Origin of the sequence: Flexivirga oryzae (genome assembly GCF_014190805.1) — a bacterium.
Taxonomy (GTDB): domain Bacteria; phylum Actinomycetota; class Actinomycetes; order Actinomycetales; family Dermatophilaceae; genus Flexivirga; species Flexivirga oryzae.
Map to the genome: position 1 here is coordinate 210,184 of NZ_JACHVQ010000002.1, position 19,175 is coordinate 229,358.

14 protein-coding genes are annotated in these 19,175 nt (G+C 69.9%); 6 read left to right on the forward strand and 8 right to left on the reverse strand.

What is annotated here, in order from left to right:
• Nucleotides 1–67: 67 nt before the first annotated feature.
• From FHU39_RS14005 to FHU39_RS14030, 6 genes are read right to left on the reverse strand one after another with little or no spacing between them, the layout of a single operon-like run.
• A complete protein-coding gene (locus tag FHU39_RS14005) occupies nt 68–670 on the reverse strand; it encodes an ABC transporter ATP-binding protein (RefSeq protein ID WP_183321226.1) in 603 nt (200 codons plus the stop codon).
• Complete coding sequence (locus tag FHU39_RS14010; RefSeq protein ID WP_183321227.1) at nt 667–1,521, reverse strand: ABC transporter ATP-binding protein; 855 nt, start codon at nt 1,519–1,521, stop codon at nt 667–669. The genes FHU39_RS14005 and FHU39_RS14010 overlap by 4 nt, the downstream gene beginning before the upstream one ends.
• The gene (locus tag FHU39_RS14015) at nt 1,518–4,166 is read right to left on the reverse strand and encodes an FtsX-like permease family protein (RefSeq protein ID WP_183321228.1); all 2,649 of its coding nucleotides are present in this window, start codon (nt 4,164–4,166) and stop codon (nt 1,518–1,520) included. Before FHU39_RS14015 ends, FHU39_RS14010 begins: the two co-directional genes overlap by 4 nt.
• Nucleotides 4,163–6,838 carry an FtsX-like permease family protein gene (locus tag FHU39_RS14020; protein ID WP_183321229.1) on the reverse strand — a complete coding sequence of 892 codons (2,676 nt, stop codon included), beginning with the start codon at nt 6,836–6,838 and terminating at the stop codon, nt 4,163–4,165. The genes FHU39_RS14015 and FHU39_RS14020 overlap by 4 nt, the downstream gene beginning before the upstream one ends.
• Nucleotides 6,835–9,414, reverse strand: a complete 2,580-nt coding sequence (locus FHU39_RS14025) for an ABC transporter permease (RefSeq protein WP_183321230.1) — start codon at nt 9,412–9,414, stop codon at nt 6,835–6,837. The genes FHU39_RS14020 and FHU39_RS14025 overlap by 4 nt, the downstream gene beginning before the upstream one ends.
• Nucleotides 9,411–12,008 (reverse strand): FtsX-like permease family protein, encoded by a 2,598-nt coding sequence (locus tag FHU39_RS14030; protein WP_183321231.1) that lies wholly within the window; start codon nt 12,006–12,008, stop codon nt 9,411–9,413. The genes FHU39_RS14025 and FHU39_RS14030 overlap by 4 nt, the downstream gene beginning before the upstream one ends.
• Nucleotides 12,009–12,311: 303 nt before the next feature.
• Between FHU39_RS14030 and FHU39_RS14035 the strand changes: the two genes are divergently transcribed.
• Both FHU39_RS14035 and katG read left to right on the forward strand, forming a co-directional pair.
• The gene (locus FHU39_RS14035) at nt 12,312–12,749 is read left to right on the forward strand and encodes a Fur family transcriptional regulator (RefSeq protein WP_183321232.1); all 438 of its coding nucleotides are present in this window, start codon (nt 12,312–12,314) and stop codon (nt 12,747–12,749) included.
• Nucleotides 12,750–12,775: 26 nt separating this feature from the next.
• On the forward strand, nt 12,776–14,965 hold the full coding sequence (katG, locus tag FHU39_RS14040) for a catalase/peroxidase HPI (RefSeq protein ID WP_183321233.1): 2,190 nt from the start codon (nt 12,776–12,778) through the stop codon (nt 14,963–14,965).
• A 157-nt stretch (nt 14,966–15,122) separates the two neighbouring features.
• On the opposite strand, the gene FHU39_RS14045 is transcribed toward katG, so the two are convergent.
• A complete protein-coding gene (locus FHU39_RS14045; RefSeq protein ID WP_183321234.1) occupies nt 15,123–15,548 on the reverse strand; it encodes a hypothetical protein in 426 nt (141 codons plus the stop codon).
• A gap of 99 nt (nt 15,549–15,647) precedes the next feature.
• Between FHU39_RS14045 and FHU39_RS14050 the strand changes: the two genes are divergently transcribed.
• The 4 genes from FHU39_RS14050 to FHU39_RS14065 all read left to right on the forward strand — a co-directional run bounded on the left by FHU39_RS14050 (nt 15,648) and on the right by FHU39_RS14065 (nt 18,723).
• Nucleotides 15,648–15,929 carry a hypothetical protein gene (locus FHU39_RS14050; RefSeq protein WP_183321235.1) on the forward strand — a complete coding sequence of 94 codons (282 nt, stop codon included), beginning with the start codon at nt 15,648–15,650 and terminating at the stop codon, nt 15,927–15,929.
• A 22-nt stretch (nt 15,930–15,951) separates the two neighbouring features.
• Complete coding sequence (locus FHU39_RS14055; RefSeq protein WP_246336574.1) at nt 15,952–16,923, forward strand: CapA family protein; 972 nt, start codon at nt 15,952–15,954, stop codon at nt 16,921–16,923.
• Nucleotides 16,924–17,299: 376 nt separating this feature from the next.
• Nucleotides 17,300–17,713: a VOC family protein gene (locus FHU39_RS14060; protein ID WP_183321237.1), complete on the forward strand. Its 414-nt coding sequence runs from the start codon at nt 17,300–17,302 to the stop codon at nt 17,711–17,713.
• Nucleotides 17,713–18,723 (forward strand): GNAT family N-acetyltransferase, encoded by a 1,011-nt coding sequence (locus tag FHU39_RS14065; RefSeq protein WP_183321238.1) that lies wholly within the window; start codon nt 17,713–17,715, stop codon nt 18,721–18,723. Before FHU39_RS14060 ends, FHU39_RS14065 begins: the two co-directional genes overlap by 1 nt.
• Nucleotides 18,724–18,727: 4 nt before the next feature.
• On the opposite strand, the gene FHU39_RS14070 is transcribed toward FHU39_RS14065, so the two are convergent.
• Nucleotides 18,728–19,144 carry a hypothetical protein gene (locus FHU39_RS14070; RefSeq protein ID WP_183321239.1) on the reverse strand — a complete coding sequence of 139 codons (417 nt, stop codon included), beginning with the start codon at nt 19,142–19,144 and terminating at the stop codon, nt 18,728–18,730.
• Between the last annotated feature and the right edge of the window lie 31 nt (nt 19,145–19,175).

Here is a 19,175-nt window from a genome sequence, read left to right on the forward strand (position 1 = left end):
TACCAGTGCCCGAAACCGGCCGAATAGCTGAGCCTGTCGACCGCAAGTGGGCCTCTCGGTGCAGTGGTCAGAGGTGGTCGACGCCCAGGGTGACCGAGCGGTCCGCTTCCTTGGCCAGCTGGGTGTCGTTGGTGGTGATCAGCACCGAAGCGCCGCGGTCGGCGGCGCGGCGCAACTCGGCGAGGACCTTCTCACGGTTCTCCGCATCGAGCGCGGAGGTCGGTTCGTCCGCGACGACGATCGCCGGCTCGTCGGCAAGGGCGCGAGCGACCGCGACCCGCTGCCGCTGGCCACCGGAGATCTCGTCGATCAGATGGTCCGAGATCGAGTCGATCCCCAGACGCTGCAAGGCATTCAGCGCCAGCTCGCTGGCGCGCGAATAGTCCAGGTCACGGGCCACGAGCGGAAGGACGATGTTCTCCGCGACCGTCAGCGACTCGCTCAGGTCGTAGTCCTGCATCACCACGGCGCAGCGCTCCGGGGGATCGAGCTCGACCGTGCCCTCGACCGGCACCAGCACCCCTCGGCAGACGTCGACGAGCGCCGACTTCCCACTTCCTGCGTGTCCCGTGACGATCACCACCTCGCCGTCCCCGACCTCCAGCTCCAGTTTGTCGAAGATGACTGTCCCGTCCGCCGATTCGGCGGTCACGCCCGCCAACCGGATCATGCGCGGTCACCGCCGTTCGTCCGCCGCACGATGAAGGTGTCGGCGTCCTCACCCGGTCGGATGCTGACCGCCGTGCCGTTCGGGAACTGCCCGAGGATGTCGTCCGGGAGGGGTATGCCGTCGTCACGCACCATCACGTGCGTGTTCCCGCCGCGCGCGTCCATGCGGATCCGCCCGTCACGGATCGTGATGACGCGCGCGTCCAGGGCGGTCGCCACGTCCAGGTCGTGCGTCACCGCGATCACCGTCGTCCCCAGCTCCGCGTTGACCCGCAGGACGGCGTCGGTGACGGCTCGTACCGCAGGCCCGGCGAGACTGCTCGTCGGCTCGTCGGCGAGCAGCACCGACGGCTTGGTCACGATGGTCGCCGCGATCGCGGTCAGCTGCCGCGCCGCAGCTGAAATCGACTGCACCGGCTGGGGCCTCAGCTCCGGCTCCAACCCGACGATGTCGAGCGCCGCGTCCACGTCGATGCGGTCACGCAGCCGATCCGGCCAGCCGAGTTCGACGTTCTGCCGCACGGTCAGGTAGGGCAACAGGTTCTTGCTCACATCCTGCAGCAGTACGGCGAAGTCGGTCGCGCGGGCCTGATCCAGCCGCCCGGCCCCTGTTGCGCTCAACTCGTGACCGGCGAGCCGCACGCGGCCGGCACTCGGGGTGGTGAGCCCGGCCAGGACGCTGAGCAGGGTGGATTTCCCGGCACCGGACGGGCCCACCAGCGCCACGATCTCGCCCTCCTGCACCGTGAGATTCACCCCGGACAGCGCGGCGACGTCATGCCCTTCGACGCTGTAGATCTGGACCAGCCCCTCGACACTGACGATGGGTCTGCCGTGCTCCATGACGGTCATGCCGTCCTCCTTCTCTGACTGCGGCCGGCCGCTCGCGCCAGCCTCATCCCCAACCCTGCTCCGACGAGCGCCAGCAGCAGGATCAACCCGGCTGCTGCGAACGATCCTGCGTGCCACTGGAATCCGGTCCGCGTGACCGGCGCGTCCGGCGGTGTCGACCACCACAGCATCGTCTGGCCGGTCAGCCAGGCGGCCAGCGGTGCCGTCAGCGCTCCGATCACGCTGCCCAGCAGCGTCAGCACCGCGAACTCCGCCACCGTGGCACGACGCAGCAACGCATCCGAAACTCCCCCGGTTCGAAGCGCCCGCAGGTCGCGGCGGCGCTCGGCACGGGACGCAACTGCCACCAGCACGACGCTGACCAGCGCGGCGAGCACCGACAGCGCCGACACGACGATACTCAGCCGCATCGCCCAGGCGGTCGCCGTCGCGTCATACCCCGCACGCACCTGCGTGCTCGTCTGCACCTGGGCGGACGCGAACCCGGCCTTCCGCAGCGCGGCCCCCAACCGGGCGAGCTGCTTCGGGTCCTCGGTGGCCGAGAACACTTGGAACGACACGTTGTCCTGCCGGTCGCCCACTCGCAGCATCGTCGCCAGGTTGACCACGATCGTCCGCGCACCCGCACCCGGGATGTATGGCGCGCCGCCGACGACCCGATAGCCGCCGTCGGCATCGGCCATCGTCGGCGCCGAAACCGTCGATCCCGCAGCGGCACTCGTCGTCCACCATGGTGCCAACGCGTTCGGCCGAGACGCAGGACCGCCCCGCTCCAGCGCGGCCCACGGCACCTGGCTCGGCAGTCCCGTGCGCGCGCCGATGCGCGCCAGGTCGGCCGGCAGCACTCCGAGGACCGCGTTGCTCGTCGGCGTCGAGGAATTGATCTGCACGGCCGGAGTGAAACGGCGATGCTGCGGGTCGATCGAGTCCACGGCGTCGATCAGGGACTGCCCGTCAACGGTCCCGGACCCCACGATCGCCCGGACGACGGCGGCCGACCCGAGGTCCGAGGCGGTGCGTGCTGCCCGATTGTCAGCCCCTCGTGCGAATTCACTCACGCTCAGGGTGAGCAGCGCCGAGGTGATGATGAGGGTCGCGACCGCCGTCACGGTGCCCGCCCGCCGGCCCAACTGCGCGATCGCCAGCGCTGCGGCGGCGCGCCGGCGAGCGAGCAGGAACCGCACGAGCCACGCCGCGGCGGGCGCCAGCAACGCCCCGACGACGAGCGCGACGAGCCCGGCGAGGAGCACCGGCGTCACCTGCACCGGCGCCCCGGTCAGGCTCCTGGTCGCGGTCAGCACCACACCGACCAGGCACACACTCGCCAGCACCGCTGCCGGCGTGGACACCAAGAGCCCGCGACGACGCACGGGACGCGACCGCAACAGCGTGCCGATCGGCTCCCTCGCCATCAGCCACCAGCATCCGACCCACACCGCGGCGACGAGCGATGCGACCGCCGCCGCGGCCCAGATCGAGGTCCAATTCCATGCTGTGTGAACGCTTCCCGGCAACCAGGTGCGCCGGACGAGTTCGTCGACGGCATACGCGAGAGCGAGGCCGGCCACCGAGCCCAGCACCCAGGACGGCAGCAGGTCGGCGGCACCCAGCCGCACCACGCCCGCGCTGCCGTTGCCGCGCATCTTCAGCACCGCTGCCTCGCCGCGGCGCACCGTCGCCAGATACGTCGACACCTGCACGAGCAGGATCAACAACACCAGAAGGAGCTGCAGCAACAGGTAGGGCAGGATCTGACCGACCTGACGAAGATCGGTGCGGGTGTCGGCATAGACCGTGGACAACGGTTCGGTGACGTCGGCGTCGGTGCCCAGGCGCTTCGTGGTTGCGCGCAGACCCGCCACCGCGCGAGCGAGGCTGTCGGGCCCGACGTGGTCCACCCGTATCGGATAACCCACCGTGTTGTAGATGCCGCTCCAGCTGATGTCCGGGGAGGTGTCGTTGCCCTTCGGCACCGGTGTCACCGGTGGATGACCCGCGAACGTCGCGTCCGCGGTCAGCCAGGTGGCGCCGGGTTGCGCCGGGCTGCCGTCGCCGTTGTACGCCGCGACGTGCTGGCCGCCCCAGAACGGGTCGTTCGCTCGCGCCGTGAAGACGCCGACCACTGTCAGCTGCTTCTGTGGATTGAGATCCTCCCAGAGCGAGTAGTCGCCGATCCCCTTGACGGTCAGGCGTTCTCCGAGTCGAAGGCTCGGATTGATGACGGCCTGCAGTTGTGCGCTGGAGACCATGATCTCGTTGCGCGCGGTCGGGCAGCGGCCCGCGACGACGTGCACGTGCGCGCAACCCGCCACCGCGAACTGTAACCGTACGATGGTGCGTCGTCGCGGCCAGGAGATCACGGTCGTCCGCGAGTCGATCGGCGGGCCGGTCACCGCGCGCACCCGTGGATCGACCTTCCGCCGGATCGATGCCATGGACAGGTCGGCACCCTCGCGGTAGCGATACTGGATCTGCAAGCTCGCGGGGCCCAGCGAGTGCGTATGGAACGCGACCAGTGCCGACCGGAACGATCGGGTCAGCAACGGATCCGCCGCGGCGACGGCGACGAGCAGGCACACGGTGACGGTGAAGAGCAGCGACTGCCCTCGCCTCGACCGCCGCGCCACCGTTGCGAGCCGGGTCACGTCTGCTCGCTCCCCACGGCGGGCGCGGGCCCGGTGACGGCCGTGCGACGCCTTCTCCCCCGGTGCTGGTCCGCCGACCGAGCCAGTCGCACCCCGAACGCCGCTCCCACCAGCCCCAACAGGACGATCAGGACGATCGCTGCGAGTCCGCCGGCGTGCCACTGGAACCCTGTCCGCGTGACCGGCTCCGCCGGTGGGGTCGACCACCAGAGCATCGTCGGTCCGGTCAGCCACGCCGCCAGGGGTGCGGTGAGTGCTCCGATCACGCTGCCCATCAGCGCGAGCAGGACGAACTCCCCCACCGTCGCTCGTCGCAGCACGACACGCTGCACTCCTCCGGTCCGCAGCGCGCGCAGGTCCCGGCGCCGGTCGGCCCGGGAAGCCACCGCCACGAGCACGACGCTGGTCAGCGCCGCCAGCAGTGAGAGCGCGGACACCACGATGCTGAGGTTCATCGCCCACGCGGTTGCGGTGGCGTCATACCCAGCACGCACCTGCTGCGCGGTCTGCACGTCGCTCGACGCGAAACCCGCACGGCGCAACGCCGCATCGAGTCGCGCCAGCTGTTTCGGATCCTGGGTCGCGGAGAAGACCTGATAGGTGACGTTGACGACCCGATCGCCCGCCGCCAGCATCTTGTGCAGGTCGACGACGATCGTCCGGTCCGCCGCTCCCGGGATGTATGGCGCGACGCCGACGACCCGGAAATCACCGTCGACGTTCGCCATCGTCGGCGCCGAAACCGTCGACCCGACAGTGCCGCTCGTCGTCCAGGAGGCGACCAGGGCCGCGGGGGCACCGCTCGACTTCCCCTGCAGCGCGGACCAGTCCACCGGCTCCTTGAGCCCGGTGCGCGCGCCGATGCGCTCCATGTCGGACGGGATGACCCCGAGGGTCGCGTTGCTCGTCGGCGTCGAGGAGTTGATCTCGACGGCGGGTGTGAAGACCCGGTGCCTCGGGTCGACGGAGTTGACCGCCTTGGTCAGCGATCGACCACTGACCGTCGTCGTGCCGACGGTCGCGTGGACCACCGCCGTCGCACCCACGTCGGCCGCGCTGCGTGCAGCGCGGTTGTCCGCACCACGGACGAAAACGCTCACGCTGAGCGTCAACAGCGCGGAGGTGATGATGAGCGTCGTCACGGCGATCACCACGCCGGCACGGCGGCCGAGCTGTGCGACGGCGAGGCCGGCCGCGGCGCGCCGGCGGGCGAGCAAACGCCGCACCAGCCACGCGGCGACCGGGGCGAGCAGCACGCTCACGACGATCGCCACGAACCCGGCCAGCAGCACCGGCGTCACCTGCACCGGAGCCCCGGTCAGGCTCTTGGTCGCGGTCAGCACCACACCGACCAGGCACAACGCGGCAAGGACCGCGGCCGGGGTCGACAGCCGCGCACCTCGTCGCCGGGGCGGCCTGGCGCGTAGCAGGGAGCTGATCGACGCGCGCGCCATCGTCCACCAGCACAGGAACCACACGACCGCGACGAGCAGCGCCATGGCGAGCGCTGCGCACACTGCGATCCAGTTCCATTGCGCCGCAACGCTGCCCGGCAGCCACAGATGCCGGACGAGACCGTCCACCACATACGCGAGGCCGAGACCCGCCACGACGCCGACGATCGCGGCGGGCAGGAACTCCTGCGCGCCCAGCCGGACGACTCCGCCGGTGCCGTTGCCACGCATCTTCAGCACGGCCGCCTCACCGCGCCGCACCGTCGCGACGTAGGACGTGACCTGCACCAGCAGGATCAACAGCACGACCCCGAGCTGCACCAGCAGGAAGGGCACGATCTGCCCCACCTGGCGCAGATCGCCACGGGTCGCGTCATACACCGAGGACAGGGCCTCGATGACGTTGGCGTTGTCCCCGATGTTGTGCTGTGTCTTCGCGAGTCCGGGCTGTGCGGCGGCGAGGGTGTCCGGCGCGAGCTTCGAGGTCAGCACCGGGAACTGGACCGCTCGTGCGACGCCGCTCCAGTCCGTCGGTGAACCGGACTGCGGGGTCGGCTGCGCACTGAACGTGGCGCTGTCGGTGAGCCAATACTCGGAGGGACCGGGCATCGCCGGAGGCGGCGGTGGCGGGGTGTATGCCGCGACGGCCGCGCCGCCCCAGAAGCTGTCCGAGCTGGACGCCGTGAAGATGCCGACCAGCCGCATCGTCTTGTGCGGGTTCAGTTTCGGCGGGACCGCCGGGTCGGCACCCACGACCGGCAGCGCCGCACCGACCTTCAGCGTCGCGGCGTCGCCGGCGGCAACCGCCGCGCTGGAGATCATCACCTCGTTGCGTGCTTGCGGGCAGCGGCCCTCGACGATGTGCACGTGCGCGCACTGGTCCTGCGTCGACTGGATGCGCACCTGCACACCGGCAGTCGCCGATGACGCGACCGCGGCGGTCGAGGCGATCCCGGCACCGGTCACCGCGCGCACCCGCGGGTCGAGCGCCGCACGCAGCCGGCCGATCGAAAGTGCCTGCGGACCGCCCGTCTGGAGCACGACCTGGCTCCCCGAAACGCCTTGTGCCTGCTCGTGGAACGTCACCAACGAGTGGCTGAACGACCGGGTCAACAACGGATCGACCGCAGCGGTCGCCACCAACAGACACACCGTCACCGCGAAGAGGATCGTGTGTCCGAAGCGGTGCCGCCGTGCAATGGTCGCCAGGCCCGTCATGCCGTCGTGTCCATCCTTCCCTGCCGAAGCTCCGTCGAACGTGCTTGCCGCACACCGAATCCGACGCCGACCAGCGCCAGCAGGACGATCAGTCCCACCGCACTGAGAACACCGCTGCGCCACTCGAATCCGGTCCTGGTGACCGCCTGCGCCGGAGGGTTCGACCACCACAGCATGGTCGGTCCGGTCAGCCACGCGGCGACCGGTGCGGTCAGCGCTCCCACGAGGCTACCGAGCACGCCCAGCAGCACGAACTCCCGGACCGTTGCCGAACGGACGACCCGATGCGAGACACCGCCGGTCTGCAGCGTGCGCAGGTCGCGGCGCCGGTCCGCACGCGAAGCCACGGCGACCAGCACCACGCTGGTCAGCGCCGCAAGCACTGCGAGCACCGACACGACGATGCTCAGGTTCATCGCCCACGCGGTCGCTGTGGCGTCGTACCCGGCGCGCACCTGCTGCACCGTCCGGACGTCGATGCCCTTGAAGCCGACCCGCTCCAGGGCCTGGCGCAGCGCTGCCAGCCGGTGCGGGTCGCGGGTCACGGAGAAGACCTCGAACGACACGTCGTCGGTGCGGTCGCCGGCGCGCAACATCGTCGGCAGGTCCACGACGATCGTGTTGGCCCCCGCCCCCGGGATGTATGGCGCAGCACCCGCGACCCGGAACTGGCCATCCATGTCGGCCATCGTCGGTGCTGGAACCGACGATCCGACAGCGCTTTTCGTCGTCCAGGAGGACACCAGCGCGTTGGGCACCGACACCCAGCCCCCGCTCCCGATCGCCGACCACGGCACCGGGTCGGTGAGCCCCGTGCGCAACCCGATGCGCTCCATGTCGGCGGGGACGACACCGAGCGTGGCGTTGCTGTCCGATGTCGCGGCGGCAATCTTCACGGCGGGCGTGAATTCGCGCCGGGTGGGATCGGCGGACCGCACGGCCCGGATCAACGCGCCGGGCTTGACCCACTTCGGGCCGAGGGTGACGTGCACCAGGGCCGGCGCACCGAGGTCCGCCGCCGTGCGTGCGGCGCGATTGTCCGCCCCGCGAGCGAAGACGCTGACGCTCAGGGTCAGCAGGGCCGAGGTGATGATCAAGGTGGTCACGGCGGTCACCACACCGGCTCGCCGGCCGAGTTGTGCTACCGCCAACGCCCCGGCGGGACGGCGTCCCCTCAGCAGGCGGCGTACCAGCCGGCCGGTGACCGGGGCCCAGAGCGCGCCGACGAGGATCGCCACGAAACCGGCGAGCAGCACGGGTGTGACCTGCACCGGCCCCCCTTTCAAGCTCTTGGTGGCCGTGAGGCCGACCCCGAGCAGGCATGCTGCCGCGACGACCGCGGCCGGCAGCGACAGCCGCGCACCGCGGCGCCGGGGCGGGCGCGCCCGGGTCAGTGCGCCGATCGGCTCACGCGCCATCCGCCACCAGCACACCAGCCACAGAGCAGCGATGAACAGGGCAGTACCGACCGCCGCCCACGCGGACTCCCAATTCCACGACGCCGCAACGTTCCCGGGCAGCCAGGCCCGGCGCACGAGCTCGTCGACGCCGTAGGCGAGAGCGAGTCCACCGACCACCCCGATCACGCCCGGTGGCAGGAACTCGAGCGCGCCGAGGCGCACCACACCCGCGGTGCCGTTACCGCGCATCTTCAACACCGCTGCCTCACCGCGGCGCACCGTCGCGAAGAACGACGTCACCTGCACCAGCAGGATCAGCAGCACGACCCCGAGCTGCACCAGCAGGAAGGGCAGGATGCGGCCGACCTGGTAGACGTCCTCGGCGGTCGCCCAGTACACGCTGTTCAGGTGCTCGGTGATGTATGCCCGGCCGGACTTCTCCATCGCGCGGGCGCCGGCAGCCGCCGCCTTCAGCGAATCAGGCGTCAGGGCAGTGCTTCTCACCGGATAGCTGAGGGACACGGACATCGACGTGGTGCGCCGGACCGTTGCCGTCGTCGCCAGCAGGGTCGCCCCGGAGGCACTCGAATCCGCATCGAAGTGTGCGATGTCGGTGCCGCGCCAGAAGGAGTCGCGGACCGACATCGTGTAGATGCCCGCGACCCGCACCTGCTGGATGTGCTTCGGGTCTCCGCCGAGCGAGATCACGGATCCGAGGTGCAGACCTTTCACCGCCTTCCGCGCCGTCTGTCGGGAGACCAGCACCTCGCCGGCCTTCGCCGGGCAGTGCCCCTGCAGGACGGCGAGGTGGTGGCACTGCCCGGCCGTCGACCGCATCGTGACGGGCACGTCGCCCTGCCGCCAGAAGGAGACCCCGGTATGGGACACCACCGGGTCGCCGACCACCTGCCGGACCCGTGGGTCCAGCAACTTGCCCGCCTGGTTCACCGAGGTCGGCTCGTGCCCACCGGTCCGTGCGGCGCTTCGCGTGGAGATCACGACCTGGCTGCCCGCCACACCCTCGGCGTCGGCGTGGAAGCTCACGACGGCATGGCTGAACGATCGGGTCAGCAACGGATCGACCGCAGCGGTTGCCACGAGCAGGCAGACGGCGACCGCGAAGAGCACGGCGTGCCCGATCCGGTGCCGCCGCGCGATGGTCGCAAGGCGGTTCATCGGAGGCCGTCCTGGTCCGTGTCGGCCTCGGCGGACCGGGCGAGCTGGACCCCGAAGACGCCACCGATCACCGCCAGCAGGACGATGAGCGCGATCGCGCTCGAACCCCCGACCTGCCACTGGAATCCGGTCCTGGTCACCGGTTGGGCCGGCGGCGTCGACCACCACAGCATCGTGGGGCCTGCGAGCCACGCTGCGATCGGCGCCGTCACTGCCCCGGCGACGCTGCCGACCAGCGCCAGCAGCACGAACTCCAGCACCGTTGCCCGGCGCAGGACGGTGCGCGGGACCCCACCGGTGCGCAACGCGCGCAGATCCCGGCGACGGTCGTCCCGGGAGGCGACCGCGACCAGGACGACGCTGATGGCTCCCGCGAGCACTGCGAGCGCGGAGATGAGGATGCTCAGCCGCGTCGCCCATCCGGTCGCCGTCGCGTCGTACCGGCTGCGCACGGCGTGCAACGAGCGCACCGCGATGCCCGAGAAGCCGACCTTCTTGATGGCGCGGTCGAGGGTCGCCACCCGCCGCGGGTCGGTGGTTGTCGAAAACACCTGGTATGACACGTTGTCCCACCGGTGCCCGTGTTTGAGCAGGGTCGCGAGGTCAACCACGATCGTGTGAGCACCCACCCCCGGGATGTAGGGCACGGCACCGGTCACGCGATAGGGGTGGTCGTCCTCGGTCATCGTCGGAGCGTCCACGGTCGACCCCACCGCCGACCGCGTGGTCCAGGTCGCCACGAGGGCCCTGGTCACCGGGGCGGAGCCATCGGCGCCGTGCAGCGCGGACCACGGAACCTGATCACGCAGACCGGTTCGCAGCCCCATCCGCTGCAGGTCCGTCGGGCGCACCCCCAGCACCCCGGTGCCGCCTTGCGAGATGGCTCCGACACCGACGGCGGCCGAGAAGTAGTGGTGCTGTGGGTCCGCCGACTCCACGGCCTTGACGAAAGCCTTCGGCGGGACGGCGATCAGGCCGGGCGTGACGCTGATGACCGCCGGGGTGCCCAGGTTCGCCGCCGCGCGAGCAGCGCGGTTGTCCGCCCCGCGGGCGAAGATGCTGGCGCTGAGGGTCAGCAGCGCGGTCGAGATCACGAGTGTGGTCACGGCGACGACGACGCCGGAGCGGCGGCCGAGCTGCGCGACCGACAGCGCCATACTCGCCCGCCGATGTGCCAGCTGCCGCCGCAGCCATCGACCCGCGATCGGGGTGAGGACAATGCCGACGACGATCGCGGCCAGACCGGCGACCAGCACCGGGGTCACCTGGACCGCGGCACCGGTGAGATTCCTGGTCACGGTCAGCACGACACCGGCCACACACAACGTGCCGAGCACCGCAGTCGGCATCGACAGCCGCACCCCCCGGCGCCGCGGCCGGCGGGCGCGCAGCAACGAGCTGATCGGCTCACGTGCCATCCCCGACCAGCACAGCACCCACACCAGCGCCACCGGGACCGCCATGGCCGCCGCGATCCACACGGTGCTCCAAACCCATTGCGTGGCAACGTGTCCCGGCAACCACAGGTGGCGGACGAGCGCATCAACGGTGTACGCCACCACGATTCCACCGAGGATGCCCGCCGTGTATGCCGGCAGGAATTCCACCGCCCCGAAGCGCAGGACTCCGGCCGTGCCGTTGCCGCGCATCTTCAGCACGGCGGCCTCCGGGCGTCGGCTCGTGGCGAAGAACGAGGTGACCTGCAGCAGCAGGATCAGCAGCACGACGCCGAGTTGGACCAGCAGGAAGGGCAGGATCTGGCCCATCTGCCGCACGTCTCTGCGGGTGCCGCTGTTGATCGCCGAGAGCGGCTCGGTGACCGTGACGCCGGCGCCGAACTTGCGCTGCGACACCGCCAGGCCCTTCACCGCCGCGGGCAGGCTCTGCGGCGTCAGGTGGGTCGTGAGCACCGGGTAGGAGATCGACGTGTGCACGCCGGAGTCCAGTCCGTCCGCGAAGGTCGCATCACTCGTCAGCCAGTACTCGGCCGGGACCGGCCTGGCGGGCAGGGGCAACGGGGGCACGTAGGCCGCGACGTTCGTGCCGGCCCAGAACGGGTCCGAACCGGACGAGGTGAAGATGCCGACGATCCGCATCTTCATGCCCGGACCTGCCCCGCCCCCGGTCGTTTCGGCGGGCAGCCGCGCCCCCACGGTGAACGCCGCACCGCCGACGGCGGCCGCCTTGCTCGACACGATGACCTCGTTGCGGCCCTGCGGACAGCGTCCGCGGATGATCCGCACATGTGCGCACTGGTTGTATGTCGTCTGCAGCCTGACCAGCACACCGGCCGCCGGTGGGTCGATCACCGTCGACATCGACTCGGTCGGCGGACCCACCACGGCCTTCACCCGCCGATCGACCACGGCCTCGGTGTCCAGCATCTGCTGCACCGAGGAGTTCGCCGAACTGATGACCACCTCACCGCCGGCGACACCCTGCGCGATGGCGTGCTCGCGGATCAGCCCGCTGCTGAGCGATCGGGTCAACAACGGCTCGGCCACACCGGTCGCGACCAGCAGGCACACCGCCACTGCGAACACGACGGCGTGTCCGGGTCGGTGCCCACGAGCGATCGTGGCCAGTCGCGTCATACCCCTGCGCCCACCGGATCCACCCTTGCAACCCCACCCGTCGTCTCATCCACGACCAACCGTGGACGCCCCCGCCACGTCGCACGCTAGACCCCTCGTTGTGGAACTTCTCGACACTCGGGAGGATTCGCGGCCAAATAGTTACCTTCGCGTCGGAATCGTCTGGCCGGCGTATGGCGGTGCCCCCGAACGGCTTTCAGCGACATACCAGCGATCGTCCAGCTTCGGCGGACAGACCCGTTCCCTCCGAGGACCGCAAAATCTAAACTTGACTAGGTCCAGATAATGCACGAGGCTTTGGGCATGGCGGACTTCGAGACCTCCCTCCGTGAGGCCGGGCTGCGGGTGACCAGACCACGGGTCGCCGTGCTCGAGGCGGTGCGGGACAACCCCCACGCCGACTCGGCCACGCTCGCCGAAACTGTCCATGACGCCCTGCCGAGCGTCTCCCGCCAAGCAATTTTCGACTGCCTCAACACCTTCACCGAATCCGGTCTGGTCCGGCGGATCCGCCCGTCCGGATCACCGGCCCGCTACGAGCTCCGGCGCAACGACAACCACCACCACCTGGTGTGCCGATCGTGCGGAACCGTCGTCGACGTCGAATGTGCCGTCGGCGCCGCACCCTGCCTCGAGGCATCGGACGACCACGGCTTCGCCATTGACGAAGCAGAGGTCATCTATTGGGGTTTCTGCCCCGACTGCATTGAAAACAAACAAGATTCATCCCAATCGGCGTAAGTCACCGGGATCTATGAAAGGACGACATGAGCACCACGGATGAGCAGCCACTGGCTCGTATCGATGACAGCGGCGGTAAGTGCCCGGTGATGCACGAGCTCGTGCAACCGGCCCAGGGCGATGCCAACCAGCAGTGGTGGCCCCAGCGCCTCAACCTACGGATCCTGGCCAAGAACCCGGCGGTCGCCAACCCGATCGGCGAGGACTTCGACTACCCGAAGGCCTTCGAAGCCCTCGACCTCGCCGAGGTCAAGGCGGACATCATCGGCGTCCTCAAGACGTCGCAGGACTGGTGGCCGGCCGACTTCGGCCACTACGGCCCGCTGATCGTCCGTATGGCGTGGCACGCCGCCGGCACCTACCGTGTGCAGGACGGCCGCGGTGGCGCCGGCACCGGACAGCAGCGTTTCGCACCGCTGTCCTCCTGGCCGGACAACGTGCTGCTGGACCGCGCCCGCCGCGTGCTGTGGCCGGTCAAGAAGAAGTACGGCAAGTCGCTGTCCTGGGGTGACCTGATGGTCCTCGCAGGCAACGCCGCCATGGAGGACATGGGCTTCAAGACCTTCGGTTTCGCCGGCGGCCGCATCGACGCGTGGGAGCCGGACGACGACATCTACTGGGGTGCGGAGACCGAGTGGCTCGGCGACAGCCACCGCTACTCCGGTGACCGCGACCTCGAAAACCCGCTGGCTGCAACGCAAATGGGTCTGATCTACGTCAACCCGGAGGGTCCCGGCGGCAACCCGGACCCGGTCGCCGCCGCCAAGGACATCCGCGAGACGTTCGCCCGGATGGCGATGAACGACGAGGAGACCGTCGCACTGATCGCCGGTGGTCACACCTTCGGCAAGACGCACGGTGCCGGCGACCCCGAGCAGGTCGGACCCGAGCCGGAGGCCGCGCCGTTCGAGCAGAACGGCCTGGGCTGGAAGTCGTCGTACAAGAGCGGCAAGGGCAACGACACCATCGGCTCCGGCCTGGAGGTCACCTGGACCTACCACCCGACCCGGTGGGACAACGAGTTCTTCCACATCCTCTACGGCTACGAGTGGGAGCTGTTCAAGTCTCCTGCCGGCGCCCAGCAGTGGCGGCCGGTCAAGGGCGGCGGCGCGGACATGGTGCCCGAGGCCCAGGGTGACGGCAAGCGCGAGCCGCGCATGCTGACCACCGACCTGTCGCTGCGCTTCGACCCGGAGTACGCCAAGGTCTCCAAGCGCTTCCTGGACCACCCGGAGGAGTTCGCCGACGCCTACGCCCGCGCGTGGTTCAAGCTGACCCACCGCGACATGGGCCCGGTGACCCGCTACTACGGTGCCGAGGTCCCGACCGAGGAGCTGCTCTGGCAGGACCCGATCCCCGCCACCGAGGCGCCCGGCGCCGACGCGATCGCCGCCGCCAAGCAGCAGATCGCCGACGCCGGCTTCTCCGTGCCGGAGCTGGTCAAGACCGCCTGGGCGGCCGCCGGTTGCTACCGGGGCTCCGACAAGCGTGGTGGCGCCAACGGTGCCCGGCTGCGCCTGGAGCCGCAGAAGAGCTGGGCCGTCAACGACCCGGCCGTGACCGGACCGGTCGTCGCCAAGCTGGAGCAGATCGCCGCCGCGACGGGTGTCTCCGTCGCCGACGCGATCGTCCTGGCCGGCAACATCGGCGTCGAGCAGGCGGCGAAGGCCGCCGGCCACGACGTGCAGGTGCCCTTCACCCCGGGCCGCGGCGACGCGACCCAGGAGCAGACCGACGTCGACTCGTTCGGCTACCTCGAGCCGAAGATCGACGCGTTCCGCAACTACGTCGAGGGCCAGTCGAAGGCGCCGTTCGAGTACCACCTGGTCGACCGGGCCAACCTGCTGGGCCTGTCGACCCCGGAGACCACCGTCCTCGTCGGTGGCCTGCGGGTGCTCGGTGCCAACACCGGTGACAACCCGGCGGGTGTCTTCACCGACCGCGTCGGCGAGCTGACGAACGACTTTTTCGTCAACCTGCTCGAGATCACCGCCGACTGGCACCCGGGCGAGCAGTCCGGCACGTATGTCGGCACCGGCCCCGACGGTCAGACCTGGACCGGCACGCGTGCGGACCTGGCGTTCAGCGCCAACTCCGAGCTGCGCGCCGTCGCCGAGGTCTACGCCTCCGACGACGCCGGTGACAAGTTCGTCAACGACTTCGTCGCCGCGTGGGCGAAGGTCATGGACAACGACCGCTTCGACGTGCGGCGGTAACCCCCGCCCACTCTGATTGACCGGCATACCCCCGCATTGAGCGGCATACGGAATCGGCCTGATTCCGTATGCCGCTCAATCTATTGGTATGCCGGTCAATCTACAGAGTGGCGGTGCATCGACGGGGTGGCGGTGACCGCCGGTTGGAGTGGGCGGGCTACTCGGCGCCGCGATGCGTCACGTCATACTCGTGCTGCTTCTCGGCCGCCCGGAAGAACAACGCTCCGCCGCCGAAGCCGACGAAGAACGTCGCGAGCGACTGGCCCAGCCACTGCGCGTCACCCTGGAAGAACTCACACAGGATGACCAGGACGAGCACCACTCCGGGCACGATCCACGACTGGACCTGCCAGCTGCGCGGCTTGACCACGAGCGAGGCGATGAGCCCGATGATGACGCCGAGGACCGGGCCGGTGAGCCAGGTCGGGCCCGGGAGGGACGAGGTGGCGGGCTGGAAGATGAAATCCAGGAAGAGCAGCAGCAGGAACGCGACGACGGTGACAACCGCCCACAACAGCCCCTCCTGCTTGGCGTTCAGATCCGAGCCCGGGGCGGCCTGGACCGGTGAATCGAACTTTCCCATGGGTTGCACTCCTGACGAAGGGGTCGACCGTACTGGCGAGTCACTTACTCGGAAGTTACCGTAGTTCAGCCCGCGATGTGAGTTACGCTCTCGCCGCATGTGGCCGTCTCGCAGCACGCTCTCGCTCGTCGCCGTTGCCGCAACCACCGCCCTGCTGGCCGGTTGCTCCGGTTCGTCGGGGACGTCGGGGGCGTCGGGCGCATCGTCGCCCCGCTCCACCCACACGCACCCCGCGAGATCAACCGCGAGCCCGCCGAGCGCATCGAGCACCTCAGCCCCGGGCTCGCCGACCGCGTCGGCCACATCGGTCACCAGTTCACCGGCCGCGACGTCCAGCACACCGAAGAGGCCCGGCTCGGTCACCGTCGCCGTCTCAGGTGATGAGATAGCACACCCGGCCGTGTTGGCGGCCGCACGTCGCGGCGCCGGCTGGGACTTCGGGCCGATCTTCGCGCAGGTCGCCCCCGTCATACGCTCCGCCGACGTCGCGATCTGTCAACTGGAGACGCCGCTGGGCGCGACCGGCGCCAACCTGAGCCACGGCTTCATCATGGGCGCCCCGGCGGCGTTCGCCACCGGGCTGAAGCGTGCCGGGTTCGACGGTTGCAGCACGGCGAACAACCACACCTTCGACCAGAACCTCGCCGGCGTGCGCGACACGCGCACGATCATGGCGGCGGCCGGTCTCCAGGCGGCCGGACCCGGGTCGGACGCCTCCCATCCGGGACAACCGGCGATCTACCACGCCAAGGGCTTCACGATCGCGCAGCTGTCCTACTCCTACACGCTGGACAACACCGTCGGGAACACCGAACACGTGCCCGCGTCCGCGCCCTGGACGAGGACGAACCTGTATGACGTGATCGGCGCGTCCGGGATCGAGGCCGACGCCCGGGCAGCGCGGGCGCAAGGTGCGGACCTCGTCCTGGTGTCGATGCACTGGGGCGAGGAGCAGGACCAGCACACCACGGACGAACAACGCCGGTTCGCCCGGGAACTGCTCTCCTCCGGCACCGTCGACTACATCATCGGCAACCACCCGCACGTGGTGCAGCGGTGCCAGCGGATCGACGGCCGCATGGTCAACTACAGCCTCGGCAACGCCCTGTCGGACCAGACCGCCGGCATCGTCGCGTATGGCGGGACCGTGTCGACCCAGGCGGCGCAGGACGGGATGATCGCGCTGGTGACCTTCACCCGGGACGCCGCCGGGCACATCACGTCGACCGAGAAGTTCCAGCCGACCCGGGTCGACCGCGCGAACGGTTACGTCATCCGGCCCGTGAGCAGGACCTCCGACCCCGCGTCCTGGCAGCGCACGACCTCGGTCGTCACCTCGGGCGGCAACAGCTGCGGCGCGAAGCCGGTGTCCTGACGTCGTGCCGCTCGTGCTGGTGCTGACGTGCTGACGTGCTGACGTGCTGGTGCTGGTGCTGGTGCGCCGACCGAGCGTAGGTCACCCCAGTGGGGACTCCCGCATGGTTTTCTGCCGAAATGCGCGCGTAGGTCGCCCCAGTGGGGACTCCCGCACGCCCGGGCCGCCATACCCGCTCACACCTCCCCACCGGGGGGACTCCCGCACGGTTTCCTGCCGAAAAGCGCGCGTAGCTCCCCACCGGGGGGACTCCTGCACGCCCGGGCCGCCATACCCGCTCACACCTCCCCACCGGGGGGACTCCCGCACGCCCTGACCGCCATACCCCGAGATAAATGGCTGTCGGATCCGCACCGTGCGTGCCAAGAATGGCCTCATGGAGATGCAACTGAGCATGGTCGTGCTCGAGGTGCGCGACATCCACCGGTCGATCGAGTTCTACCGGCAGCTGGGCCTCGATCTGCCCGACCCGCCCGCCGAACGGCCGATCTCGATCGTGCGGATGGGCAGCGGAGTCAGTCTGCTGCTGGTGGAGGGGTTCGCCGGCACCAACGACCCGACCTGGCAGCGGCCGACGGGTGGTTACCAGCAACTGCTGGAGTTCTATGCGGGCAAGGACGCGGGGGTCGATGCCATGTGGGAGAAGCTGACCGCCGCCGGTCATCACGGACGGATGGCGCCGAAGCAGACCCAGGGGCCGTATGCCGCCATGGTCGACGACCCGGACGGCAACGTCATCCTGCTGACCTCCGACGAGGCCGCGCGGGTCGACGGCGAGGAGGGCGCGTGATGCCGGACACCGAGTCGACGGCCCATCTCCGGCTGGACGAACTCACGGGCATCAGCTGGCGGCCGTTCCCGCGTGAGGAACTGCCAGACATCGCCGCGTTCTACGCCGAGTGTGAGAGGTATGACGACAACCCCGAGCGCACCTCGCTGGAGAAACTGCAGGAGTTCTGGGACTCGCCGCGGTCGGTACCCGAGGAGGACACCCTCGTCGGGCGCGACCAGGACGGTCGTGTCGTCGCGACCGCCTGGGCCGGCTGCAACCGGGTGGTCACCGAGGGCCGCGGCGTCTACCTCGGCGGCGCCGTCCGGCCGGATCGGCGAGGTGAGGGTATCGGCGATGCCGTGCTGTCGTGGGAGCTGGCACACGGGCGGGCCTGGGACGACGCGACACGCCGCGAGGACTACGGGCCGCTGGTGATGCTGCTGTCCGCTCCCACCGAGCAGACGGACGTTCGCGACCTGGCGACACGGCACGGGCTGCCCACCGAGCGCTACTTCTTCGAGATGACGCGTTCCCTGGAGCAGCTGCCCGACGTACGCGATATGGACGGCGTCCACCTCACCGACTGGGATGCCAGCCGCAGCGACGAGGTGCACGTCGCCATGGATGAAGCGTTCCGGGACCACTGGGGCCACACCGACACCACCCCGCAGATGTGGCAGGAGGAGATCGACTCGCATGCATTCCGCCCGGCGTGGACGGTGCTGGCGATCGACGACGCGACAGACCGCGTGGTCGGAGCCGCAATGAACTGCGCCTGGGAGCAGGACTGGGAACCACAGGGTTACACCGAGGGATACACCGACCAGCTCGGCGTCCTGAGCAGCCACCGCGGGCGTGGCGTCGCAAAGGCGCTGCTGGCCGAATCCATGCGCCGCTTCAAGGAGTCCGGCATGCAAGCGGCCGGGCTCGGCGTCGACACGGCCAACGCGTCCGGTGCGCTGGGCCTCTACGAAAGGCTCGGCTACCGTCCGTCTGCCAGCACCTGCATGCACCAGCTGACCCGGTGACCGCTCACTGAACGCGCTGCCCACCGTCTCGCCGCAGCGCGCGGATCAGCGGCCGGCCGCCGACGAGCAGACCCACGAGCCCGACCGCTCCGATGAGGAAGCCGCGGGTGCGGTGTTCGCGGTCCTGGTTGTGTGAGGGGTCGGACGGGTCGTACTTCACCGGCACCCGGTCGCCGACCTTCGCCTGACACGCAACGTCAGTCGGGTAGCGGACGCCGCCCACGGAGAAGACGCCGTGGCCACTCTTGGCCGCCTTGCTCCTGCAGACGCCCTTCGAGGTCACGGTGGCTGTGGCGGTCGCCGTCTCGTGCCCGACCCGCTGGGACGCCACGATCCCGGAGACCACTCCGCCGATCGCCACTCCACCGAAGAACAGGACGAAAACCGTCGCTGCGAACCACAGCAGGATCCGACGAGCCATGCGCGGACTCTAGCCGGGTCATATGAGCGCG